At 60.1% G+C, this 22,309-nt stretch carries 20 protein-coding genes and 4 pseudogenes; 13 read left to right on the plus strand and 11 right to left on the minus strand.

Annotation, left to right across the window (positions count from 1 at the left end; all coding sequences use genetic code 11):
- Positions 1-54: 54 nt before the first annotated feature.
- The 3 genes and pseudogenes from SD70_RS00455 (at position 55) to SD70_RS00460 (ending at position 1,677) form a co-directional block, all read left to right on the plus strand.
- Entirely contained in the window at positions 55-240 is a 186-nt protein-coding gene (locus SD70_RS00455) for a YycC family protein (RefSeq protein WP_041044749.1), read from the plus strand.
- 7 nt (positions 241-247) lie between these two features.
- Positions 248-485: pseudogene (locus tag SD70_RS37405) on the plus strand (hypothetical protein).
- A 49-nt stretch (positions 486-534) separates the two neighbouring features.
- The gene (locus SD70_RS00460; protein ID WP_041044750.1) at positions 535-1,677 is read left to right on the plus strand and encodes a GGDEF domain-containing protein; all 1,143 of its coding nucleotides are present in this window, start codon (positions 535-537) and stop codon (positions 1,675-1,677) included.
- 58 nt (positions 1,678-1,735) lie between these two features.
- Here the strand turns inward: SD70_RS00460 and SD70_RS00465 are convergent, their stop codons facing one another.
- Positions 1,736-2,437: a DUF2225 domain-containing protein gene (locus tag SD70_RS00465; protein WP_041044861.1), complete on the minus strand. Its 702-nt coding sequence runs from the start codon at positions 2,435-2,437 to the stop codon at positions 1,736-1,738.
- Positions 2,438-2,829: 392 nt separating this feature from the next.
- On the opposite strand from SD70_RS00465, the gene ylbJ reads away from it, so the two are divergent.
- Positions 2,830-4,113 (plus strand): sporulation integral membrane protein YlbJ, encoded by a 1,284-nt coding sequence (gene ylbJ / locus SD70_RS00470; protein ID WP_041044751.1) that lies wholly within the window; start codon positions 2,830-2,832, stop codon positions 4,111-4,113.
- Between the two features lie 163 nt (positions 4,114-4,276).
- Positions 4,277-5,083: an NAD kinase gene (locus tag SD70_RS00475; RefSeq protein WP_041044752.1), complete on the plus strand. Its 807-nt coding sequence runs from the start codon at positions 4,277-4,279 to the stop codon at positions 5,081-5,083.
- A 285-nt stretch (positions 5,084-5,368) separates the two neighbouring features.
- On the opposite strand, the gene SD70_RS34385 is transcribed toward SD70_RS00475, so the two are convergent.
- The 3 genes from SD70_RS34385 to SD70_RS00490 all read right to left on the minus strand — a co-directional run bounded on the left by SD70_RS34385 (position 5,369) and on the right by SD70_RS00490 (position 8,191).
- On the minus strand, positions 5,369-6,319 hold the full coding sequence (locus SD70_RS34385; protein WP_082053016.1) for a YutD family protein: 951 nt from the start codon (positions 6,317-6,319) through the stop codon (positions 5,369-5,371).
- A 24-nt stretch (positions 6,320-6,343) separates the two neighbouring features.
- Entirely contained in the window at positions 6,344-7,228 is an 885-nt protein-coding gene (lipA, locus tag SD70_RS00485; RefSeq protein ID WP_041044753.1) for a lipoyl synthase, read from the minus strand.
- A 75-nt stretch (positions 7,229-7,303) separates the two neighbouring features.
- Positions 7,304-8,191 carry a TolB family protein gene (locus SD70_RS00490; protein ID WP_052486897.1) on the minus strand — a complete coding sequence of 296 codons (888 nt, stop codon included), beginning with the start codon at positions 8,189-8,191 and terminating at the stop codon, positions 7,304-7,306.
- A 248-nt stretch (positions 8,192-8,439) separates the two neighbouring features.
- Between SD70_RS00490 and larE the strand changes: the two are divergent.
- The 5 genes and pseudogenes from larE to SD70_RS32645 all read left to right on the plus strand — a co-directional run bounded on the left by larE (position 8,440) and on the right by SD70_RS32645 (position 12,212).
- Positions 8,440-9,316 (plus strand): annotated as a pseudogene (larE, locus tag SD70_RS00495) (ATP-dependent sacrificial sulfur transferase LarE).
- Complete coding sequence (gene larB / locus SD70_RS00500; RefSeq protein WP_231570965.1) at positions 9,313-10,185, plus strand: nickel pincer cofactor biosynthesis protein LarB; 873 nt, start codon at positions 9,313-9,315, stop codon at positions 10,183-10,185. The pseudogene larE and the gene larB overlap by 4 nt, the downstream one beginning before the upstream one ends.
- Before the next feature lie 12 nt (positions 10,186-10,197).
- Positions 10,198-11,355 carry a LarC family nickel insertion protein gene (locus tag SD70_RS32635; protein ID WP_052486898.1) on the plus strand — a complete coding sequence of 386 codons (1,158 nt, stop codon included), beginning with the start codon at positions 10,198-10,200 and terminating at the stop codon, positions 11,353-11,355.
- 310 nt (positions 11,356-11,665) lie between these two features.
- Positions 11,666-11,974, plus strand: a complete 309-nt coding sequence (locus SD70_RS32640; RefSeq protein WP_052486899.1) for a hypothetical protein — start codon at positions 11,666-11,668, stop codon at positions 11,972-11,974.
- Complete coding sequence (locus SD70_RS32645) at positions 11,958-12,212, plus strand: hypothetical protein (RefSeq protein ID WP_052486900.1); 255 nt, start codon at positions 11,958-11,960, stop codon at positions 12,210-12,212. The genes SD70_RS32640 and SD70_RS32645 overlap by 17 nt, the downstream gene beginning before the upstream one ends.
- Before the next feature lie 517 nt (positions 12,213-12,729).
- On the opposite strand, the gene larC is transcribed toward SD70_RS32645, so the two are convergent.
- On the minus strand, positions 12,730-13,218 hold the full coding sequence (gene larC / locus SD70_RS00515; RefSeq protein WP_041044754.1) for a nickel insertion protein: 489 nt from the start codon (positions 13,216-13,218) through the stop codon (positions 12,730-12,732).
- Between the two features lie 220 nt (positions 13,219-13,438).
- On the opposite strand from larC, the pseudogene SD70_RS00520 reads away from it, so the two are divergent.
- Positions 13,439-14,439: pseudogene (locus SD70_RS00520) on the plus strand (M23 family metallopeptidase).
- Positions 14,440-14,491: 52 nt separating this feature from the next.
- Here the strand turns inward: SD70_RS00520 and yunB are convergent.
- The 5 genes and pseudogenes from yunB to SD70_RS00545 all read right to left on the minus strand — a co-directional run bounded on the left by yunB (position 14,492) and on the right by SD70_RS00545 (position 20,721).
- Positions 14,492-15,295 carry a sporulation protein YunB gene (yunB, locus tag SD70_RS00525; protein WP_082053017.1) on the minus strand — a complete coding sequence of 268 codons (804 nt, stop codon included), beginning with the start codon at positions 15,293-15,295 and terminating at the stop codon, positions 14,492-14,494.
- Between the two features lie 263 nt (positions 15,296-15,558).
- Entirely contained in the window at positions 15,559-17,043 is a 1,485-nt protein-coding gene (gene araA / locus SD70_RS00530; protein ID WP_041044755.1) for an L-arabinose isomerase, read from the minus strand.
- 16 nt (positions 17,044-17,059) lie between these two features.
- Positions 17,060-18,749, minus strand: a pseudogene (locus SD70_RS00535) (ribulokinase).
- Positions 18,750-18,767: 18 nt separating this feature from the next.
- Positions 18,768-19,472, minus strand: coding sequence for an L-ribulose-5-phosphate 4-epimerase (araD, locus tag SD70_RS00540; RefSeq protein WP_041044756.1), 705 nt, complete (start codon positions 19,470-19,472; stop codon positions 18,768-18,770).
- A gap of 145 nt (positions 19,473-19,617) precedes the next feature.
- The gene (locus tag SD70_RS00545; protein ID WP_041044757.1) at positions 19,618-20,721 is read right to left on the minus strand and encodes a GntR family transcriptional regulator; all 1,104 of its coding nucleotides are present in this window, start codon (positions 20,719-20,721) and stop codon (positions 19,618-19,620) included.
- A 160-nt stretch (positions 20,722-20,881) separates the two neighbouring features.
- On the opposite strand from SD70_RS00545, the gene SD70_RS00550 reads away from it, so the two are divergent.
- Both SD70_RS00550 and bshB2 read left to right on the plus strand, forming a co-directional pair.
- Positions 20,882-21,226: a YojF family protein gene (locus SD70_RS00550; RefSeq protein WP_041044758.1), complete on the plus strand. Its 345-nt coding sequence runs from the start codon at positions 20,882-20,884 to the stop codon at positions 21,224-21,226.
- A 26-nt stretch (positions 21,227-21,252) separates the two neighbouring features.
- On the plus strand, positions 21,253-21,906 hold the full coding sequence (gene bshB2 / locus SD70_RS00555; RefSeq protein ID WP_041044759.1) for a bacillithiol biosynthesis deacetylase BshB2: 654 nt from the start codon (positions 21,253-21,255) through the stop codon (positions 21,904-21,906).
- Positions 21,907-22,090: 184 nt separating this feature from the next.
- Here bshB2 and SD70_RS40100 read toward each other — a convergent pair whose 3' ends face one another.
- Positions 22,091-22,177: a putative holin-like toxin gene (locus SD70_RS40100; RefSeq protein WP_394297926.1), complete on the minus strand. Its 87-nt coding sequence runs from the start codon at positions 22,175-22,177 to the stop codon at positions 22,091-22,093.
- Positions 22,178-22,309 lie beyond the last annotated feature (132 nt).

The raw sequence follows: 22,309 nt of genomic DNA on the forward strand, positions 1-22,309 counted from the left end.
TCAATAAGAAGGTAGTCTGAATTACCTAGTTTTTCAAAGGGGGCCTCAAGCACCATGAAACCTCTGCAAATTTCCCCGGAAACGGCCCAGAAGCTGGCCGCCAAGCTGGGCGTACCGCTGGAGCATCTCATGCATATGCCGCAGCATATTTTGCTGCAGAAGCTGGCTGACCTCGCCAAAGAGGAAGCGGCTTCCGGCGGCAAGAGCGGACCTTCGTCCGCGGACCGGGATCAGGGCTAGGGCGAACATGTTTCCTTTCGACCACACTTGGCCTTACGAACGATATAGAAATGATTTGTACGTACAGAAGTGTCCGTTTTGCGGCAGCGAAAACGTCTTGCTTCCGATCAAGGCCGGCGAGCTGGCGACGATTCAGGGGGGCAGGGAAACGGCTGCTCGTGTTTCCGTGCTGTCATTATAAAGTGACGGTGCTTGACGCCGATCGCGATTATTTGCTCACGGATCAGCCTCTACGTCGGCATTGACGGAGGCTTTTTTTCGCTTGCCGGATCATAGCGGGAAGGAGACGAATGGATGCAGGACTGGTTTTTGCCGATTAGCAACGTGTGTACGCTCGTGACTTTAAATTACATCGCGATCAAGCTGCGCACCAAAGTGGCGATCGAGCCTTATGAAATCTTTGCAGTACCTTTGCTGACAGGGCTCGCCTGCATCGTGATGATGCTGCAGCCGCTTCCGCCAGCGCTCGGCATCGTCGATCTTCGCTTCGCGCCGCTCGTTATGGCCGGCCTCAGCTCCGGCTTGCCGATCGCGCTCTTGTCGCTGCTGCTGCCGGCGGCTTACAGCTATTTCGCTGGCGGGCAGCCTATGATGAATTTGCTGCAAGATATGATTGCGCCGGCCGTTCTAAGCTCGCTGTTTCATAACCGCGATTACCGCTCCGGCATCGTGCCGATTCGGCTGTCGGACGGTTTAAAAACGATAGCGCTTTTCTTCATCGTCCACGTGCTCGCCGGTTTTTATATGAAGCAGCAGCGGGTGGACGCGGACATGCTGATGTCCAGGCTATACATGCTCGCTTTGTGCGTAGTGGCGATCGTCGTGCTGATCCGGATGTATAACGACGAGAGCAAAACGTGGCTGCTGCAGCGGCGCCTCGAGCTGCAGGCCAATCAGGACGGCCTGACGCGGCTCGCCAACTTGCGCAGCTTCATAAAGCTTGCCGAAGATACGCTGGCGCGGCGGCGCATCGCCATCTTCATGATCGACATCGACAACTTTAAGCAATACAACGACCGGTTCGGCCATCTGGCTGGCGACGATCTGCTCAGGGAAGTCGGGCGTCTGCTGCGCAACGCGATCGGGGCGCAAGATTACGTTGCCCGTTACGGCGGCGAGGAGTTCATTCTCATGTCGCACCATACCGACCTCGCTACGCTCGACTCCTACGCCAGCCTGCTATGCGACACGGTCGCGTCCCAAGCATACAGCGAGCTTCAGCAAGTGAACGCGGACGGGTACGACGCCGATGCAAACAGCATCCAGAGCATCACGATTTCGATCGGCATTTCCGTCGCGGCGCGGCCCGGAGATTCGCTGCAGCGGCTAATCGACGAAGCGGACCAAGCGCTTTACGCCTCGAAGCGGGGCGGCAAAAACCGCTACACGTTCCATACGCCAATCCCCTACACGGCGGGGAAACAAAACAACGCTTGACCGGACAGGAACTTGGGTGTTCCCATATGCGGCAAGCGTTGTCGTCGTTTAGGCGCCCTTATTTAATTTGCGATTCCGGCGGGATTTCCAGCTTCTCCGCCTGCATATCTTCGCGCGTTGCGGTCCACATTTCGCGGCTGGCGCGGATCATGGCGGCATCCATAATTTTTTTGTCGTTCACGATGCGGGAAAACCATTTCACCGCTTCAAAATAATTTTTGAGCCGCCGATTCAAATCGCCGATCAGGAACATAAGCCTGGCGTTATTGAGATCGAGGCCCTCCTTCTCATACACGCTGATATAAGCCTCTAACGCGTATCCGAGAAAACGCTGTTCGTTCGCCTGATCTTCCTGAAGCCGGTACAGCCAGGCAATATGGTGCAGCAGGCCGGCGATGACGCGATCTTTCTCGCCTACCGTCTGCCCCGTCAAAAGCGCGAGCTTGTAGGTCGTCATCGCTTTCTGCCAGTCGCGCTCGCCGCCGTAATCTTGCACCTGCCAATAATTTGAAATTTTGTTTTTGAACGCTTCCTTCTGCCTGTTCGTAATTTGCTTCGCGAAATTTTCCGTCGAGGCGTAGCCGCAATACGGGCAAACCCGCACTACATAATAATCGGGGTTATGCTCTTTATAGTGCGTGCAAAAATCGCTGTCTGTCTTTACCGCCTTCTTAAAACTGGGCCGGACGCGCGAGGTGCTGAATTTGTTGTCGCAATTCGGGCACGTCACAGTCGTTTTATATAATGGCTCCACTGCCATGGCCATGGCGATTTTCTCCTCTTCTCCTCGGCAGGTTTCACGGCAACGGCCGCTACCACTGTTCCAGATCTTCTTCCGCGCCCGTCATTTTAGCCGCTCGAATGACGTAGACGCACAAACAAACCAAAATTCCGGCAATTACACCTGCCATTGCCATCCCTCCGGTATTTTATTGACCCCGCCCTCTATGCGATCATGAAGCGTTGTATCGGGCTTCATGTCGAATTTGGTACCATTGTACCATAGTTTTATACGCCATCGGAACCCCGGGCCCCAATAATCGTGGAAAATGTTAGGCTGCACGCAAAATGTTCGGCCGGATCCAGGCATGTACGCCACTACCCGCTCATAAGCTTGTACGAGAGTAAAAGGTTACCAGAGGAGTGGAGTGCATGCGCCTATCGAACGTGCGGGCGGCTGTCGGCGTTGCGGCCGTTCTGGCCGCCGTTGCCGCGCTGCTGCTCGCTTATCCGCAGCACAGTTTGACGGCCGCCCTGCGCGGCATATCCATATGGTGGGACGTGCTGTTTCCGGCGCTGCTGCCTTTCTTCATCATTTCCGAAGTGCTGCTCGGCTTCGGCATCGTCCATTTCTTCGGCACGATGCTCGATCCGCTCATGCGGCCGCTGTTCCGCATACCGGGCATCGGCGGCTTCGCCATGGCGCTCGGCTTCGCCTCCGGCTATCCGGTCGGCGCGCGGCTCACCTCGCAGCTGTGGGAGCAAAAGCTGATCAGCCGCGTCGAAGGAGAGCGGCTCGTCGCCTTCATCACGACGTCGGATCCGATTTTTCTGATCGGCGCCGTGTCCGTCGGATTTTTCCGCGATGCCGGCCTCGCCGTCATTCTCGGCGTTGCCCATTACGGCAGTGCGCTGCTCATCGGACTCGGCATGCGCTTTTACGGGCGGGAGGAGGAGCGTGCCGAACAGGCTGCCCTCAGACCGGCGGAAGCGGCTCCGCAGTCTTGGAGCGCCGTGTACGCACACCGCTCGCCGCGGCCGGTTCTGATGCGAGCCTTTCAGGCGATGCACGGCGCCCGCGTCAAGGACGGCCGGCCGATCGGCGTGCTGCTGAGCGGAGCAGTCAAAAGCGCTATACAAATGAACTTCGTCGTCGGAGGACTCGTCGTGTTTTTTTCCGTCGTGCTCGAAGTGCTCACTTCGGCCGGCGTCATGAGCGCGCTGCACGCCGGCATCGGCTCGCTGCTGCAGCTGTTCGGGCTGCCGCAGGCCCTTTCGCAAGCGGTCGTAAGCGGTTTGTTCGAAGTGACGCTCGGCGCCAAAGCGTCGGCGGCAGACGCCGCCTTGCCGCTTGCCGGCAAAGCCGCCGTCGCCGCCTTCGTGCTGTCTTGGGCGGGACTGTCCGTTCACGCCCAAATCGTGTCGCTGCTCAGCGGCACCCCGCTCCGCTATGCTCCGTTTGCTGTCGCCAGACTCGCCCACGGCTTGCTTGCGGCGCTTGCCGTCACCGTGCTGTGGGGGCCGCTTCAGCCGCTGCGCGCCGCAGCCGGTCAAACGGCTGCAGCTTTTATGTCGAGCTCGCCGGCGCATGACGCCTGGACGTACGCGCTGCCGGGCGGGCTGGCGCTGCTCGCGCTGGCGCTGGCGCTGCTCGCGCTGGCGGCCGCCGCCGTACGGCTGCTGCAGCGCTTGCTGCAGCGCGGCTTCGCCGAGTAGCGGCCGCACGCTTTGGACAATGCCGTTCCCGGCACCGGGAGCGGCATTGTTTTATTGCTGCGAAACGATTATGATGTTGGGAGAAGATACGAGGGGGGCCGTTCATACGTGTTGGGGTCCGGCGGCCGCATCATTTCATCAGCAGGAGCAGGGGGTTCATTCTTTGAGATACACGGTCGTAGAGCGCGACGATGACTTATCCCGCAGCCTTACTGAACAATTCCATCGTCTCGTGCAAGGACATGGTCTGATCGCAGACGAACACGAGCCCGACATCGTGCTTTCCATCGGGGGAGACGGCACGATGCTGCAAGCGTTCCAACAATATGCCAAGCAGCTCAATCGCATCGCCTTCGTCGGCATTCACACCGGACATCTCGGCTTTTTTGCCGACTGGAAGCCGGACGAAATCGAGCGGCTCGCCGAAATGATGCGGCTGCAAGCCGCCGGCGGGGAAATCCCGGTCGTCATGTACCCTGTGCTGGAAATTCAAATCGTGACCGAAGCCGGCATGGAAACGAACCTCGCTTTGAACGAATTCACGCTCAAGGGCGTTGAGCATACGCTGGTCGCGCAGCTGAACATCAACGACGAAATGTTCGAAATGTTCCGCGGCGACGGCATTTGCATTTCGACCCCGATGGGCAGCACAGCATATAACAAAAGCCTCGGCGGAGCGATGGTGCACCCGTCTCTGGAAGCGATCCAGGTGGCCGAAATCGCCTCGATCAACAATCGCGTGTACCGGACGCTCGGCTCGTCGGTCATTTTGCCGAAGCACCATCATTGCGACATATACCCGCGCACGAAGCAGCACATGCTGCTGTCGCTCGATCACCTGTACGTACAGCGCGGCGACGTCGTCTCGATCCGCTGCCGGGTCGCGCCCGACATCAAGGTGCGGTTCGCGCGTTTCCGGCCGTTCCCGTTCTGGAGCCGCGTGCGCGAGGCGTTCATCGCCACCAATTGATCCATCACGGATAAGCGGTTTACGCCGTCCATTTGAACGTGCTCGTTTAGCGGCGTTAAGCTGGCTGTGAAAGCCCCTGCATGCTGCTCAACGTCACACTTCCAGCTTACCGCCTGGCAGCGGAATCAGCCTGAGTATAGGCGCATTTCTGATTTAGCGACAAAAGAGCTCTTCCGCTTCGCTTAGCGGAAGAGCTCTTTGTTGTTTGTCCGTCGGTGCGCTAGGCGTTAAGCCGGCTGTGAGACGCCCTGCACGTTGCTCGCCGTTACTCCTGCAGCTTCACGCCTAGCCGTCGCGGCTGGGCGATTGAGGCGCGGCAGGCTGCTTATGGCCCTGGTAGCCGCTGCCGCCGCGCTGCTGGCCTTGGCCGCCTTGCCCGTGCGGACGCCCGTGCCGGCCGCCTTGGCTGCCGTATTGCCGCTGCGCCTGTCCTTGGCTTTGCCCCGGCTGCTGAACATTCGCTTGCCCTTGGGCCTGGCCCTGCGCCGATATATTCGCGCGCGGAGCTTGCTGCTGGTGCTGTCCGCCCTGCCCGCGGCCCGCCTGGTGCTGCTGGCCTTGCCGGCCGCCTTGCTGATACTGGTTTGTCGGACGCCCGCCTTGCCCGCTCTGCTGATTTTGGCCTTGCGGACGGCCGGCTTGCCCGCTTTGCTGCTGGCGCTGTCCGCCTTGGCTCTGCGGGCCCGAATAACCGCCTTGCCGCTGCGGCTTGGCACCCTGCTGCCCTTGCGGCGGCTGGGTTGCCGCAGCGCCGGCGCCGAGCTGGCCTCCCGCTGCCGCAGACGGCTGGCCTTGCTTGTCGCTCTGGCCTCCGGCCGGGCTATGCTGCGGCCGGCCGCCGCGTTCCTGGGGCGGCTGCGAGCGGATCGTATAGCGCGGCATATCTTCCTGCGCCGCCGTCGTCTCTTCGCGCAGCGAAGCTTCGTCGGCGAAAGCGCCGCCTTCTCCGGGCTCCGCATTTTTGCTTGGCACGCGTTCCAATACAAAGTAAGCGCAGCCGAAATTGCAATACTCGTTCAGATAGTCCTGCAGGCACGTGATCGCGCTGTCTTTCGTCGCTCGCGGGTTCGTTTCCTTAAAAAATCCGCGCAGCCGCATCTGGCTGTAGCCCCAATCCCCGACGACGTAATCGTAGCGGTCGAGCACTTCGCTGTAGCGTTCGCGGAACACTTCCTGATTCCAACCGTTCTTATGGTCCGTAATAAGCTCGTAAGCTTTGCCGCCAATCAAAATCATAGTTGCCGGGTGCCTCCTTCTGCGTCAGCCGATCGGCGCCTGGGCGGCCGATTGCACTTGCTCGTGGGCATGATAAGAGCTGCGCACGAGAGGGCCGGACTCCACGTGGCGGAAGCCGCGCTTCATTCCCTCTTCCTTCAGCTGCGCGAACTGCTCCGGGGTGTAATAAGCGAGAACGGGCAAATGCTGCTTCGTCGGCTGCAAATATTGGCCGATCGTCATAATGTTGCAGTCCGCAGCGCGCAAATCGTCCATCGTCCGCAAAATTTCGTCCCACGTCTCGCCGACTCCGACCATGATGCTCGATTTCGTCGGAATATCGGGCGCGATCTCCTTCGACCGCCGCAGCAGCTCGAGCGACCGGGCGTACTTCGCCTTGGAGCGCACCCGGTCGGAAAGGCGCTCGACCGTCTCCACGTTGTGGTTCAAAATGTCCGGTTTCGCCGCCAGCACCGTTTCCAGCGATTCGCGCCGGCCGAGGAAGTCGGGAATGAGCACTTCCACGCTGCAAAGCGGAAGCCGCTGCCGGATGGCGCGGATCGTCGCGGCAAAAATCGAGGCGCCGCCGTCCTCGAGATCGTCGCGGGCAACTGACGTGACGACGCAGTGGCGGAGTCCCATCTGCTCCGCCGCTTCCGCGACCCGCTCCGGCTCCTGCAAATCAAGCTCCGTCGGCAGCCCTGTCGTTACGGCGCAAAACCGGCACGCCCGGGTGCAAATGTTGCCGAGAATCATGAACGTCGCCGTCCGGTTCGCCCAGCATTCGTGCAGATTCGGACATTTCGCCTCCTCGCATACGGTGTGGAGCGTCTTGCTGCGCATCATCTGCTTTAACTCTTTATAGTGATCGTTCGGATTGAGCTGGATTTTGAGCCATTCCGGCTTGCGCAAATAGGTCTTGGTCGCCATAATCGTGAAGTCCGCCTTTTGTGACGTGAATTTTCATTATTATACCACGATTCCATGGCAATGCCCACTCGGCGGTCAGTTTTGCTCCTTCAGCCGATAGCTCACAAAAGCGAGCCGCTTGCTGTCGGGCGACCAGGAATTGACGTTGATCGTGCCCTGCCCCCCGAAAAGCTTGACCAATGTGCGGCTTTCGCCGCCTGCGCTGGGCATGAGCCGAATTTCCACGTTCTTGTTAGCCGGATGGTCGCCCGGGGCGACATCCCCTTTGCGGTAGGCGAGAAACGCTACGGATTCGCCATCGGGAGACACGTGCGGAAACCAGTTATTGCTTTCGTCGAATGTCATCTGCGTCTGTTCGCTTCCGTCGGCCTTCATGCGCCATACCTGCATAAGGCCCGTGCGCACCGAGTTGAACCAAATATATCGGCCGTCCGGCGAATATTCGGGACCGTCGTCCAGGCCCGGCAGATCGGTCAACTGCGTTTCCACCCCGCCGCTGACGGGGATCGTGTAAATATCGTATTGGCCGTTCCGCTCCCCGCAGTAGGCCAATTGACCGCCGTCCGGCGACCAGCCGTGCAAATAACTGGGCGCCATAGAGGTGATGAGGACCGGAACTCCTCCGCTTATGGGTAGAATATAAATGCGCGACTGTCCGTCCTCCTGCGTGTGATGGCTTACCGCGATGAGCTTATTGTCGGGAGATAGCACATGGTCGTTATTGCAATGTACGGCATACCCCGAGTCGATCACGGTGCTCTCCCGCGAGCTGATGTCGAAAGAATAAATGCGGCCAAGACTGTTGTAAATGAGGCGCGCGCCGTCGCGAGTCCAGTTCGGCGCTTCGACGAGATAGTCGAACTCGGCCAGCACTGTGCGCTCGCCGCTTTCAACATCTACGGTTTCCAGGACACTGCTGACGTTGCGGCCAGCAGGCTTGCCAGGTTCCTTCAAAGTTTTCATCGGAAATCCTCCCTTCTACTATAAAGCAGGCAAATCGTTCTGCCACCATTAATTTCCATATTACCGGAAGCGATTGGCGGAGTAAACGCTTAATCCAGACTGCGTCCGAATTTCCGTATGGACGGGGGGCGCCTCTCCGGACAGCCGCCAGTCCGCCGCATTTCCTTTTCGCCCCCTCATGCAACGCCGGGCTATTTGTGATACACTGGGAAATAAACTGGGGGAAGCAGATCTGGAGGGACTTGGACATGGAAACGATAACTGCCGATGTGCGCGAGAAAGACCGCCGTCTCGGGGACATTTTGCGGGGAATGGGGCGCGTGCTTGTCGCTTTCTCCGGAGGCGTGGACAGCACGTTCGTGCTGAAGCGGGCGCAGCAGGAGCTGGGCGACGGCGTGCTGGCGGTAACGGCGGCGTCCGAGACGTTCCCGACGCGAGAGTTTGACGCGGCTGTCAAGCTTGCCGAAGATTTCGGCGTGAAGCTGCATCAAACCGAAGTAAAAGAGCTCGAGAACGCCAATTTCGTCGCCAACAATCCGGACCGCTGCTACCATTGCAAAACCGGTCTATATACGCACCTGCGGGCTATTGCCGCCGAGCTCGCTACCGTTCATTTTGGACGGCTCGAACGTGGACGATCTTGGCGATTACCGGCCGGGACTGCAGGCCAAAAACGAACAAGGCGTACGCAGCGTGCTTCAGGAAGCTGGCCTTACGAAAAACGAAATACGCGCGCTGTCGAAGGAGCTCGGTTTGCCGACGTGGAACAAACCGTCGTTCGCATGCCTCTCGTCGCGCATCCCGTACGGCACCAAGATTGAACGGTGGAAGATCGACCAGCTCGACGAGGGCGAGGCGTTCCTCGCGGATCTCGGCTTCTACCAAGTGCGGGTGCGCCACCACGATAAAATTGCGCGCATCGAAGTGATGCCGGACGAAATGATGAAGATCGTCGAGCTGAGCGAGGCCATTCATGAGAAATTCAAGTCGCTCGGGTTCCAATATGTGACCTTGGACTTGCAAGGCTACCGGACGGGAAGCATGAACGAAGTTCTGTCCGCAGCGACGAAAGCTGCTGGGACGGGGGCTGCAGCGTCCGCGGCCGCAGGGAAGGCGACGGTATGAGCGGTGAAATGAACGGCTCTGCGGAGCTGGAGCGAATTTTGCTGGACGTCCGGGGCGGTGCATTGGACGTTGCCGACGCGCAGCGGCGCATCGCTTCGCTGCTGCACAGCGGAAATGCGGACGCTCCCGCCGTCCATGCGGCTGGGGGCGACGGGCGGCACGAGGACGGCGATGTTGCCGGAGCGCTGCTTGAGCAGCGCGTCGCCGATCTCGGCTTCGCCCAGCTCGACCTGGACCGCCAGCAGCGGACAGGCTTTCCCGAAGTCATATTCGGCGAAGGGAAAACCGTGGAGCAGATTACGGCAATTTTCCGGCGGCTTGCCGAAAACGCCGACCGGGTGCTGGCCACGCGCGTTTCCCCGGACAAGGCCGAGGCGATACTGGCGGCGGTGCCGGGTGCCATTTATCATGAGACGGCGCGCTGTGTTACGTGGTTTAAGCGGCCGATTTTGGCCGTGCATGACGGCTACATCGCCGTCGTCTGCGCCGGCACGTCGGACTTGCCAGTAGCTGAAGAAGCGGCCGTCACCGCCGAATGCATGGGCTCCCACGTCGAGAAAGTATACGACGTCGGCGTGGCAGGCATACATCGGCTGCTGCGGAGACTGCCCGTCATTCGCGAAGCGAACGTCATTGTCGTTGTCGCCGGGATGGAGGGCGCGCTCGCCAGCGTCGTCGGCGGGCTGGTGGCGAAGCCTGTAGTGGCCGTACCGACGAGTGTCGGCTACGGCGCTTCTTTCGGCGGCTTGTCCGCGCTGCTGACGATGCTGAATTCGTGCGCTACCGGCGTATCCGTCGTCAACATCGACAACGGCTTCGGCGCCGGCTACTTTGCCGGGCTTATCAACCAAAATCGAACGAAGAGGTAGGGTATCGGCTGTATGCGGATCATCTATTTGGATTGCTTCTCGGGAATTAGCGGCGATATGACTCTCGCCGCGCTCGTCGATGCCGGCGCGGACGCTTCCTACGTCGAGCAAGAGCTGGCGAAGCTGGGTGCGGAGCCATTCTCTCTGGAGTGGAAGCGGGTCGTAAAACGCGGCATCTCCGCCTTGAAAGTGGACGTACATCCCGACCCGAACCATCCGCCGACGCATCATCGCCATTACGCCGACATCGTGCGCATGATCGAGGCCGCCGGGCTGAGCGCGCGGGCGACGGCATTGGCGCTCGCTATCTTTGAGAAAATCGGAGTTGCCGAGGGCAAGATCCACGGCATTCCGCTCGATCGGGTCCATTTTCACGAGGTAGGGGCTATCGATTCCATCGCCGACGTCGTCGGAGTCGCGCTCGCTCTCGACTCGCTGGACGTCGAGCGGGTGTACGCCTCGCCGGTGCCGCTCGGGTCCGGTACGGTCCACTGCGACCACGGCATTTACCCTGTACCTGCGCCGGCTACGCTGGAGATGATGAAAGGGCTGCCGATCGCGCCGACGCCATATCAGATGGAAATGACGACGCCGACGGGAGCGGGCATTATCGCGGGAATGGTGAACGAATTTTCCAAAGGGCTGCCGCCGATGATCGTCGAGTCCATCGGCTACGGCGCCGGAACGCGCGACTTGCCGAACCAGCCGAACGTGCTGCGGGCCGTCATCGGCCGCTCGGAGCCGTATATGGCCAAGTGGCAGCTGCATCATGACCATGCGCTGGAGGCGCACAGCCATCATCACCACAACCATGAAGATCACCATCATGACGATCACCACCATCACGGGGAGCACGGTCATGAGCACCAGCGTGAAGGCGGGCATGGTCATTCGCATGGTCATTCGCATGGTCATTCGCACGGGGTCGAGCATGGGCATAAGCATGTTCGCGGGGACGACCATAGTCACGGACACAGCCATGCGCACAGCCACGATCATGGCGATACGCATGGCGACGGACACGGGCACTCGCACGGACACGCACATGAGCATAGCCATGACCACGGTCAAGGACATTCACATGGGCATGGACACACACACGAGCACGGACAAGTACATTCGCATGGATACTCACATGAACATGGGCATACGCAAGACCACAAACATTAACACTCCCGTAAACGCCATACAGCCATAGCCATAGCCACGATCACGGCCAAAGCGGGCATGTTCACGACCACAAACATTAGCTCTCGCATGTACACCTTTACTGCCATAAGCCAGATCATGACGATGTGCAACGTCACCTTCAAGCTGACAGCCATGGTCAACAGCACAGCTAAAAGGATGGACTTGCGCCTCCGGCATGAGCGGTATATACTGTCATTACCTAAATAATCCAAGGCTGCAAAGCATGCGCCGCATCTCGGGGATACCCGGGAGGCGGCGTTTCATGTTTTCGGGAAAGTGAGGATGTTTGATGTTTGAGAAGACGCACCGGGAATGGCTGGAGCATCATATCCGCAATAGGTCCGGCGAGCGCCGACGGCGGCTTGAGAATGGCCATCAGCATGCGGAACGGGAAATGCTGCGCCATGTCTGGTGGCCAGCGTTCGGCCATTTCGATTGTTTGCATCCGGAATATGAAGTAACCGACTTCGGCGAAGGGGCTCGTTTTATCGATTTCGCTTATATTCGGTCCGGTATCAAGGTCGCGATCGAAGTAGACGGTTACGTCGCGACGTCAGTTTTGCGACCAATGGGTGCGGCAAATGCATTTGCTCAATGACGGTTGGATCGTGGTGCGGATCGGTTATGATGATGTCCGCGAACGTCCGCGGCTATGGCAACAGTTGCTGCAGCAAATGATGGGCCGCCTGTTCGGGGACGGGCAGAAACCGATGAAGGAAGCCGAATGCGGGAAAAAGAAATCGTCAAACTGGCGCTTCGCTTGGGACGCCCTCTTAAGCTTCAGGACGTGCGAGAGCTATTTGGCTGCGGTTACCGCTATGCTAGAACTCGCTTAGGGCGGCTAACTGATGCAGGATGGCTGATTCCGGAAGGCAAGGGGAAGGAGCGTACCCATTCCTGGACGGTAAATGCGAATCACAAACATTGGAACTAAGTTCGACAATTGCATTTGCCAAGCATTATCACAGCCAGTTAAAGGTTTGACTTTAGTTGCCGAAAACGCAATTGCAGATACACATTCCGCACTATCCCATGCTGCAATTACCTGAACAGCAATTGCAGCGGCCACCGAGCCGCCCTACTGCCTAAACCGTAACTCTAGTTGCCGAAAAAGCAATTGCAGATGCATTTTCCACTCAACCCCATGCTGCAATTACCCAAACAGCAATTGCAGCGGCCACCGAGCCGCCTCCCCTACAGTCGAACCGTGCCACTAGTTACGGGAAACGCTATTGCGGAGGCCGCCGTTCGGTCGCCTGCGCGATAACGTGGCACCATCGACCCTCAAACTCACTCCTTGCAACTAAAGATCCCGTACGGCTCGTCCCCCAGCGCAGCAGCCCAAAAGCCCCTTCAGTGCTCGTCCCGCATGTTCAGAAAACGCCGCCGCACCTCGTCATACACTGCTTTTAGAGGCACGCCGTGCTCCCTGGCGACGCGTTCGCAATCGGCGAATTCGGGGGCGAACTGGCTCAGGCGGCCTTCGTGGTAGCCGGCTTTGACGCTCACGACGCCCCACGGCGTGTCGACCGGGACGAAGCGGCGCGATAGCCGATGGCAGGTGACCTGCATGTAGCGCAGCCCGATCGTCGTCGTCTCGGCGAATACGACCTGCTCCACCGCCTCCAGCCGGTCTTCCGCCACCAGTACGTTCAGCATGACGCCGGGACGACCTTTCTTCATAATGATCGGAATCCAGAATACGTCGTTTGCGCCTGCGTCGAATAACCGGTCCCCTATGTATGAACACCATTCCGGATTCATGTCGTCGATATTGGCTTGAAGCACGAGCATACCGGGGTCTACGTGCTCGTCCGGATGATGAAAGCGGCTGCCGCTCATCCTATTCGCCCTCCTTAGGTTCAATGGCGCCGCCAACGGCTACAGATTCCCCGCGCGGCTCCGGCCTCACTTTCTTTTCCTGTAGTGTAACACGCCCGCCAATTGTTGAAAACGTGCCCGCCATTGGATAAAACAAGCCGCGCCGGTTCATGCTAACGTTACTCATTGCAGGAAGGAATGAGGGCATGTGAAGGTGATACGCAACATTGCGGCAGTCGGCATCGCAGCAGCGATCGGCTTCTGTGCGCCATGTTTGACCGCAGTTCGTTCCGCGAGCGCTGCCGGGCAGCCGGCGGCGACCGAACAGAAGCAAACGTATACGGAACGGATGCGATGGTACGAGCAGGCCGGCTGGCTCACCGGCATTCCTTGGTACGAGCTCGCCGCCGTCGACCAATACGAGCGGACGATGGCTAAAGTCAGAAAACTGCCGCCGCCGAAAGGCATTTTAACTATCCATTTTTCCGATAAAGCTTGGGCCGGCGCGCTCAACCCGAGTCCGGCCGACACCGATCCAGCGACGATTGCCTTTTACGGAGGGCTCGGTCTGGACGCGACGGCGACGGGGCGGCGGATCGGACGAACGACGCCGACCTGATGGCGTCGCTCGCCGCCATGATGCGCAAACGAGGCCCGAGCGAGGACGATCGCCGCCGCGCTTTGTGGGATTATTACCAGAACAGCCGCGCCGTGGAGCGCATCGGACAGTTCGCCAAACTGTACCGCACGTTCGGCCGGCTCGATTTGCACAAGCATTCGTTCGTCGTGCCGCTCGGTTCCCATTATACGTACGCAAGCACGTGGGGTGCCTCCCGCAACTGGCACGGCGCGCGTATCCACGAGGGCACCGACATTTTCGGCTCCTACGGCATTCCGGTGCGCAGCGCGTGCTACGGCATTATCGAAATGAAAGGCTGGAACCTTTACGGCGGCTGGCGCATCGGCATCCGCGACCTGAACAACGTCTATTATTATTACGCCCATCTGTCCGGCTACAGCAAAAATTTGCGAGTCGGAGACGCCGTCACCCCCGGGCAGACGCTCGGCTGGATGGGCAGCTCCGGCTACGGCAGGCCGGGGACGTCCGGCAAGTTCCCGCCGCACCTGCATTTCGGCATGTACCGCGACAGCGGGCTGAGCGACTGGTCGTTCGACCCGTACCCGCATTTGCGCAAGTGGGAACGTGAAGAGCGGCAGCAACGCCGGACGAAAGACTCATAAACGGATTCAAAACGCCCCCGCGACCGCAACCGTCGCGGGGGCGTATTAGTGATCAGGAGCTTGTGTGGGCCGCGGCGCCGCCCGGTCCCCCTGCGCCGCTGCCGGGATTGAGCGGAGCGGCGCTTCCGGCCCCGCCGCCGGAGTTCGGCAGTGTCGGAATCGACAGCGTTGGCGGCGGCAGCTCGTTTCCGACCGGCTTGCCGTTGTTGTCGAAGTAATACATCGGCACGTCGCCGACGACGAGCGAATACGAGACAGGCAGCTCCGTCTCCACGATCTCGGGCTCGGTATCGAACGGGATGATGACGTTGACCTCGGCAACGATATGAATGTACACCTCGACGAGAATCGTATTGATGCCGGCGTTCTGGTAACGGGTGTTCAAATCGACTTTGGCCACGCCGACAGGCGTCAGCCTGATCGGAACGTTCGGCCCGAAGGAGGCCAGTATGGCGCTGCCCATCGCTTGCCCGAGCGGGATATGCTCGGGAATTGCCTTCATGTTGTCCAGCAGCCCCTGCACCGTCTTCGTCGTATCGGAGGCGATGCGCATATGCTCCGCATAGTTCAGCATGAAGCCGGTAATTTTGCCGTTCTTATCCGATTTCCACTCGATCAGCTTCTCGAAGTCGACGTTTTGCGAAATGCGGTTTGCGATCGCCGTATTGATCGCTTCCGTCGCCAGTTGACGGACCCGCACCTTCGCCAGGCTCATTAGCGGCGGCTTCATATTGCGCTCAATATAAATAAACGTTTGCATCATAAACAAGACCGCGATGACCAGCGCGATCAGCCACTTGGTTTTGCGGCCATTCCTGCCCGTCTTCCGGCTTCTCCAGCCCCGTTTCCGCAGCATCGCGATCCCCCCGTGTTGCGGCTTGCTTGCCAGCCCTGTCTCCTTACAGCGTATGCGCCGCCGACGCAAAAAAGAAGAAGGCGCAGCAGGACGCCTTCTTCAGCGGCGAAAATCCGCATATAACGTTTGACCGTCCAAGCTTGACGCAAGCACTCCCTGCCCAAGCCGGTTACGTTCCCGCAAAGAGCCGGCACCGCGGGGGGAAGCGTCATTCTGGCGACGGTGGCCTTATCTTTCTCATACACGTATTTCGAGCTCGCCGTTTAGCGCAGCCTCCACGCCATGTCGTTCAGACGCAGTTCGTTCCGGAACGCCAGCGGGTTCGTGTCTTTGTTGATAACGACGTATTCGAGGCCGGCCATCTCGGCAAAATCATGCAGCTGCTCGGTCGCGACAACGTACGAAAATCCGGTATGGTGCGCACCGCCGGCGCGAATCCACGCTTCGACGCCGTCCTTCAGGTTCGGCTGCACCCGCCACAGCACGCGCGCCACCGGCAGCTTCGGCATCGGTTGCTGCGGTCCGACGGCTTCCACCTCGTTCACCAGCAAGCGGAAGCGGCTGCCCAGGTCGATGATCGAGGCGTTAAGCGCCGGTCCGGAGCGTCCGTTAAACACCATGCGCGCCGGGTCCTCCTTGCCGCCGATGCCGAGCGGATGAACTTCCAGCCGCGGCTTCCCGGCCGCGATCGTCGGACAAATTTCCAGCATGTGCGCGCCAAGCACGAGCTCGTTCTCCGGATCGAGATGGTACGTGTAATCCTCCATGAAGGAGGTCCCTTCGTTCCCGGCGATAATTTTCATCAGGCGCACAAGCGCGGCCGTCTTCCAATCGCCCTCGCCGCCGAAGCCGTAGCCTTGCCCCATGAGCCGCTGCACGGCGAGGCCCGGCAGCTGCTTCAAGCCGTGCAAGTCCTCGAATGTCGTCGTGAACGCGCCGAAGCCGCCTTCTTCCAGGAAGGAGCGCAGCCCGAGCTCGATGCGCGCTTGATAGCGGATCGCTTCAAGCGCGGCATTTTCGCCGGGGGTCGGCAGCTCGTACAGCTCCGCGTACTCGTCCATGAGGCGGGCGACGTCCGCATCGGAAACGGCGTTCACGCGCTGCACCAGATCGCCGACGCCGTAACCGTTCACCGCCCACCCGAGCCGGAGTTGCGCTTCGACTTTATCTCCTTCGGTGACGGCCACCTGCCGCATGTTGTCGCCGAAGCGGGCGACCTTGAGGCTGCGGCTCTCGGCAAAAGCGACGGCGGTGCGCATCCAGCCGCCGATGCGGGCGCGCACAGCTTGGTCTTCCCAATAGCCGACGACGATTTTGCGGGCGACGCCCATGCGCGCGGCGATGAACCCGAACTCGCGGTCGCCGTGCGCCGCCTGATTCAAATTCATGAAATCCATGTCGATCGTATCCCACGGAATGTCGCGGTTGTACTGCGTCGCCAGGTGAAGCAGCGGCTTGTGCAGCTGGGCGAGACCGGCGATCCACATTTTGGCCGGAGAGAACGTATGCATCCAGGTCAAGATGCCGGCGCAATCGTCGTCCGCATTCGCCTCCACCACGAGGCGGCGAATGGCGTCGGGAGTCGTCAGCACCGGCTTGAACACGATTTCGTATGGGATGGCCGCATCTCCGTTCAGCCCGGCCGTTATGGTGCGGGAATGGGCCTCGACCTGCTGCAGCGTGTTCGGGCCGTACAAGTGCTGGCTTCCGGTAACGAACCAGAAGCGGTAAGGTTTTATCGCAAGCATGAGGGCATAAGCTCCTTTATGATGGATTGGATTCGTGCGCGGCCTGCTCCTTTAGCGCCTTCAGCCGCTTCATGACGTCGTTCCCGCCGCGCCCGAAGTAGTCGTGCAGACGGGTGTATTCCTCGTACAGCTTGTCGTAGACGGCCACGTTCTCGGGAATGGGCTTGAACGCCTCTTCCCGCACCCGGCCCATGCGCTGCGCCGCCTCGACGATCGAGTCGTAGCCGCCCTTCGCCTTGCCCGCCGCCACAGCGCCGAACATCGCCGCGCCGAGCGCCGGCGTCTGCTTCGAATCCGCGATTTTGATCTCGCGGTTCGTCACGTCGGCGTATATTTGCATGAGCAGCCGGTTTTTTTGCGGCAGTCCGCCGCAGGCGTACAGCTCTCTGGCGGCGACGCCGCTGGCGTGGAACGCGTCGACGATTTTGCGCGTGCCGAACGCCGTCGCTTCCAGCAGCGCGCGGTAAATTTCTTCCGGCTTCGTCAGCAGCGTGCAGCCGACGAGCAGCCCGCTCAAATCGGTATCCACGAGCACCGAGCGGTTGCCGTTCCACCAGTCAAGCGCCAGCAGCCCGGTCTGGCCCGGCTTGTAGGCCGCAGCCCGGCGCTCCAGCCACTCGTGCACGCTGACGCCGTCTTTTTTCGCCGCTTCCTTCACATAGGCCGGCACCGCTTCCTCCACATACCATTCGAAAATGTCGCCAACCGCCGATTGGCCGGCTTCATAGCGAGATAACCCGGAATAATGCCGTCCTCCACGACGCCGCACATGCCTTCGACCCGTTTCTCCTCCGTGCCGAGCAGCATATGGCAAATGGACGTGCCCATCGCCATCACCAGCTTGCCCGGGGGCGACGACCGCCCGACGCCCGGCACGGCCGCATGCGCGTCGACGTTGCCGACGGCCACCGCGGTGCCGGCCTTGAGTCCCGTCAGCGCGGCCATCTCCGCCGTCAGCTCGCCGGCCTTCGTGCCGAGCGGCGCGATCGCGCCGCGCAGCTTCGTCTCCGTGAGCCGTTCCAGCCGCGGGTCGAGCGCTTTGAAAAACTCCCGGCTCGGGTAGCCTTCGCGCTTATGCCAAATCGCCTTGTAGCCGGCTGTACAGCTGTTGCGGACGATTGCGCCCGTCATCCGGTACACGACCCAGTCCGTAGCTTCGAGGAACAAATCCGCCCGCTCGTAAATGTCCGGCGCCTCGTTCAAAATTTGCCACGCTTTGGCGATCATCCACTCCGACGAAATTTTGCCGCCGTACCTCGGCAGGAACGCTTCGCCGCGCGCCGCCGCGAGCTCGTTGATGCGATTCGCCTCGTCCTGAGCCGCATGGTGCTTCCACAGCTTGACCCAGCTGTGCGGATTCCGCTTGTACTCCGGCAGCAGGCAAAGCGGAGTGCGGCGGCATCGACCGGCAGCATCGTGCATGCCGTAAAATCGATGCCGACGCCGATCACGTCCGCCGGATCGACGGCAGCCATGCGCAGCACCTCCGGCACGGAGCGGCGCAGCACCTCAATGTAGTCGCCCGGATGCTGCAGCGCCCAGTCGTGCTCCAGCTTCACGCCGCTATCCGGCAGCTGCTCGTCGATGACTCCGTACGGATATGGCGTGACGTGGTCCGCCAGCTCCGCGCCGTTGTCCAGGTCGACCAGCACCGCCCGCCCCGACTGGGTGCCGTAATCGATGCCGATCGCGTATTTGTTCGTCATAAAGGCCCGCTCCTTTCCTTAATTCGTTCCGGTCTGGCCGTAATACGCGTTCGCCCCGTGCTTGCGCAAAAAATGGCGGTCGAGCAAAGCCTGATCCATCGGCCGGAGGTCCGGGTTCAGCGCATACGCCCGGTGCCCGATCTTGGCCACTTCCTCCAGCACGACCGCGTTGTGCACGGCGTTATGCGCATCTTTGCCCCACGCGAACGGGGCGTGGCCGTGTACCAGCACGCCGGGCACCTGGAGCGGATCGAGCCCCCGCTCGCGGAACGTCTCGACAATAACGCTGCCGGTCTCGCGCTCGTAAGCACCTTCGATTTCCTGCCGCGTCATCGGCCTCGTGCAGGGAACCTCGCCGTAAAAATAATCGGCGTGCGTCGTGCCGAGCGCCGGAATGCCCCGTCCCGCCTGCGCCCAGCTCGTCGCCCACGGCGAATGCGTATGCACGATGCCGCCGATGTACGGAAACGAGCGGTACAGCATCACGTGCGTCGGGGTATCCGACGACGGCTTCAGCCGGCCATCGACCACTTCGCCCTCCAGGTTGACGACAACCAGATCGCCCCGCTTCAGCTCCTCGTAAGGAACGCCGCTCGGTTTAATGACGACGAGTCCCCGCTCGCGGTCGATGCCGCTGACGTTCCCCCACGTAAACGTCACCATCCGGTAACGAGGCAAATCCAGGTTCGCTGCCAGCACTTCCTCCTTCAACCGTTCCAGCAAATCGCCATCCTCCCCTTCCTCGCAATCGAATCGTTCCCCCTCATTATAAACTTGTACGTACATTTAATCTATATGCTGCTGAAAATAAAATAGACCTGTACACACAAGTTCGGTGTACAGGTCTATTTTGTGCAGGATACAGGGGTTACGGCTGCCCGTACGCCTGCGTCGATTCCCTTACGATCAGCTCGGGCGCGTATACCGTATCCGATGCGGCTCCCGGACCGCCGGCCATTAGCGCAGCCAGCGTCTCCACCGCCTTTACGCCGAGCTCCGTTTTCGGGTGCGACAGCGTCGTCAGCTTGATCTCCGTCGCCGTCGCCAGCGGCGAATCGTCGAAGCCGACGACCGACAGATCGCGGGGCACGTGCAGTCCGGCCTGGCGCACCGCCTCCAGCAGCGTCACCGCCAGCTCGTCGTTATAGCAGACGACCGCCGTCGGCCGCTGCTCCTGCCGCAGCATCGCTAGCGCCGCCTCGTAAGGCTTCGTCCGCTTTTCCCCGGTATGATAATGGACGACGGCGGCCGGCTCCAGCGGCACTTCATATTGCCGATGCGCGCGCAGGAACCCGCGCAGCCGGTTCACGCCCTGCAGGTCGTCGGCTTTGAAAAATCCGGCGATGCGCCGGTGGCCGAGACGGATCAAATGCTCGGCGGCGAGGAAGCCGCCCAGCTCGTCGTCCAGCTTCACGCACGGGACACCCAGCTCCGGATACCGCTCGTTGATCATGACGACCGGAATGCCGCGGTATTGCAGCGTCAAATAATGATGCAGGTTCGGATTGCCCAGCGCGCTGCGGGTCGGCTCCACGATGAGGCCGGCGATCGGTTGACTGAGCATCATGGTCAGGCTGTCCGTTTCTTTATCCTTGTCGTTGTCCGTGCTGGACAGCAGGAGGCCGTACCCTTTGCCGCGCAGCGCCGACTCGGCGCCGCGGACGATATGCGGGAATATATAGTCGGAGATGTACGTCGTAATCATGCCGACGGTTTGCAGCTCCGGGCGGGCCCCGCCGCCGGCGCCGCGCTGCGGCGAAACGAACGTGCCCTTGCCCTGCACGCGGTACAGCCACCCTTCCTGCTCCAGCTCGCCCAGCGTCTGGCGCACGGTTTGCCGGCTCATGGCAAACTTGGCGGCGATTTCGTGCTCCGAAGGCATTTGCTCGCCCTGCTTCAGCTGGCCCGACTCCAGCCAAGTCATAATTTCTTGCTTCAATTGCCGGTATTTCGGCACAGCTTTGTCTGTCATCGTCCACCTCTGCTATCTGTCAATATATCCAGTATACCACAAGCATCTTGTATGTACATCTCGCGCCGCTGCGCAAGTTCGGCAAAAGGTGGACAACTGCGCGAAAAACAGTTACAGTCTGTTTATAGAATAGAGAGACCATTACCGGGAGGGATAAACGATGCAACCTATCGCCCCGCAAGCTGTTCAGCGCATCCTTCAGGGGCTGAAGGATCAGGACATATACGTATGCCTGGAAATGACGACGGGCGCCTACGCCGCCCATCGCGACAGCTCGAAAATGACCGCGGCCACGTTCGTCAGCAACGGCCGCATCCGCTTCTCGCAAGGCTCCATCGCCGGCAGCGGACCGTACCGCGTCGGGCTTAAGACGGAGACCGGCTGGGTATATGCCGAAGGCCTTACGCATTGGGACGAATCCGAAGCCGAGCGGCTCATTCTTGCCGGCCACGACAGCGACGGCAAGCTTGTCGTCGGCCTCATGCTCGGCAAAACGCCGTTCTGAACGCATTGTACAAGGAGGGAAGCAATATGGAACGACAAAGACACGTGCTCGTCGTGCTGCCCCATCCCGATGACGAGTCGGGCCGGGCCGGCACGCTGGCCTCGTATATTGATCAAGGCACACCGGTTACTTACGTATGTTTGACACTCGGAGAAATGGGACGCAGCATGGGGAATCCTCCGTTCGCGAACAGGGTGACGCTGCCCGCCATCCGCCAAAAGGAGCTGGAAGCGTCGTGCCGCAGCATCGGCATCACCGATCTGCGCATGTTCGGGCTGCATGACAAGACGGTCGAATTCGAAGACCAGGACGCGCTTGACGCTCGCCTTCGCGCGGTTATCGACGAAGTGAAGCCGTCGCTGATCATTACGTTTTACCCCGGCTACAGCGTTCATCCTGACCATGACGCGACCGGCGCCGCCGTGATCCGCACAGTAGGGCGCATGCCTGCTGCGGACAGACCGGCCGTGCACTGCGTCGCCTTTGCCAAAGGCTGCGAAGAAGTGCTCGGCCCGCCGGACGTCGTGAACGACGTAAGCGGCTATTTGCAGCAAAAATGGGGCTCCTTCCAGGCGCACCGCTCGCAATTCGCCATGTTTTTCGGCAACCAGTCGCTGCAGGACAAAGAAGTGCAGGAGCGGCTTCGCACGGAGTCGTTTTGGACTTATCGGTTCGAATAACGGCCGTGAAACGATCCGTATAAAACGATCTTCTCGCTCTTGCGCGGCTAGAGTTACGATGATATGCTTATATTAACAAAGAGACGGTGCGCCAACACCGTCCCCTGCATACAGACTTGGCGGATAACTCCTCCGAGTCGGAACTCGACAACAGTAACCCGTCTGGCGGTCAACCAGTGACGGGTTACTTCCGTTTTACGTAGGTCAGCAGCGCCAGAACAAACATTCCGAACGCGATCACTTCGACGAACGTGAAGTTATGCATAGGCATACCCCTTTTCCGGAGGAGCCTATCCCGCACAAGTTGAGCTGTATACAAAGCTAGTATATTAAAATTTGGAAGAGTCGCCTATGTGCGGCTCTTTTTGAATTTGCGTTGAGACGGTCCGTCAAGTGCCATGCT

Origin of the sequence: Gordoniibacillus kamchatkensis (genome assembly GCF_000829455.1) — a bacterium.
GTDB classification, from domain to species: domain Bacteria; phylum Bacillota; class Bacilli; order Paenibacillales; family NBRC-103111; genus Gordoniibacillus; species Gordoniibacillus kamchatkensis.

Excerpts from the sequence above, each read along its gene's own strand:
- SD70_RS00455 (WP_041044749.1), top strand. The coding sequence starts at position 55 with ATGAAACCTCTGCAAATTTCCCCGGAAACGGCCCAGAAGCTGGCCGCC.
- SD70_RS00460 (WP_041044750.1), top strand. The coding sequence starts at position 535 with ATGCAGGACTGGTTTTTGCCGATTAGCAACGTGTGTACGCTCGTGACT.
- SD70_RS00465 (WP_041044861.1), bottom strand. The coding sequence starts at position 2,437 with ATGGCAGTGGAGCCATTATATAAAACGACTGTGACGTGCCCGAATTGC.
- ylbJ (WP_041044751.1), top strand. The coding sequence starts at position 2,830 with ATGCGCCTATCGAACGTGCGGGCGGCTGTCGGCGTTGCGGCCGTTCTG.
- SD70_RS34385 (WP_082053016.1), bottom strand. The coding sequence starts at position 6,319 with ATGATTTTGATTGGCGGCAAAGCTTACGAGCTTATTACGGACCATAAG.
- lipA (WP_041044753.1), bottom strand. The coding sequence starts at position 7,228 with ATGGCGACCAAGACCTATTTGCGCAAGCCGGAATGGCTCAAAATCCAG.
- SD70_RS00490 (WP_052486897.1), bottom strand. The coding sequence starts at position 8,191 with ATGAAAACTTTGAAGGAACCTGGCAAGCCTGCTGGCCGCAACGTCAGC.
- larB (WP_231570965.1), top strand. The coding sequence starts at position 9,313 with ATGAGCGGTGAAATGAACGGCTCTGCGGAGCTGGAGCGAATTTTGCTG.
- SD70_RS32635 (WP_052486898.1), top strand. The coding sequence starts at position 10,198 with ATGCGGATCATCTATTTGGATTGCTTCTCGGGAATTAGCGGCGATATG.
- SD70_RS32640 (WP_052486899.1), top strand. The coding sequence starts at position 11,666 with ATGTTTGAGAAGACGCACCGGGAATGGCTGGAGCATCATATCCGCAAT.
- SD70_RS32645 (WP_052486900.1), top strand. The coding sequence starts at position 11,958 with ATGCATTTGCTCAATGACGGTTGGATCGTGGTGCGGATCGGTTATGAT.
- larC (WP_041044754.1), bottom strand. The coding sequence starts at position 13,218 with ATGAGCGGCAGCCGCTTTCATCATCCGGACGAGCACGTAGACCCCGGT.
- yunB (WP_082053017.1), bottom strand. The coding sequence starts at position 15,295 with ATGCTGCGGAAACGGGGCTGGAGAAGCCGGAAGACGGGCAGGAATGGC.
- araA (WP_041044755.1), bottom strand. The coding sequence starts at position 17,043 with ATGCTTGCGATAAAACCTTACCGCTTCTGGTTCGTTACCGGAAGCCAG.
- SD70_RS00545 (WP_041044757.1), bottom strand. The coding sequence starts at position 20,721 with ATGACAGACAAAGCTGTGCCGAAATACCGGCAATTGAAGCAAGAAATT.
- SD70_RS00550 (WP_041044758.1), top strand. The coding sequence starts at position 20,882 with ATGCAACCTATCGCCCCGCAAGCTGTTCAGCGCATCCTTCAGGGGCTG.
- bshB2 (WP_041044759.1), top strand. The coding sequence starts at position 21,253 with ATGGAACGACAAAGACACGTGCTCGTCGTGCTGCCCCATCCCGATGAC.
- SD70_RS40100 (WP_394297926.1), bottom strand. The coding sequence starts at position 22,177 with ATGCCTATGCATAACTTCACGTTCGTCGAAGTGATCGCGTTCGGAATG.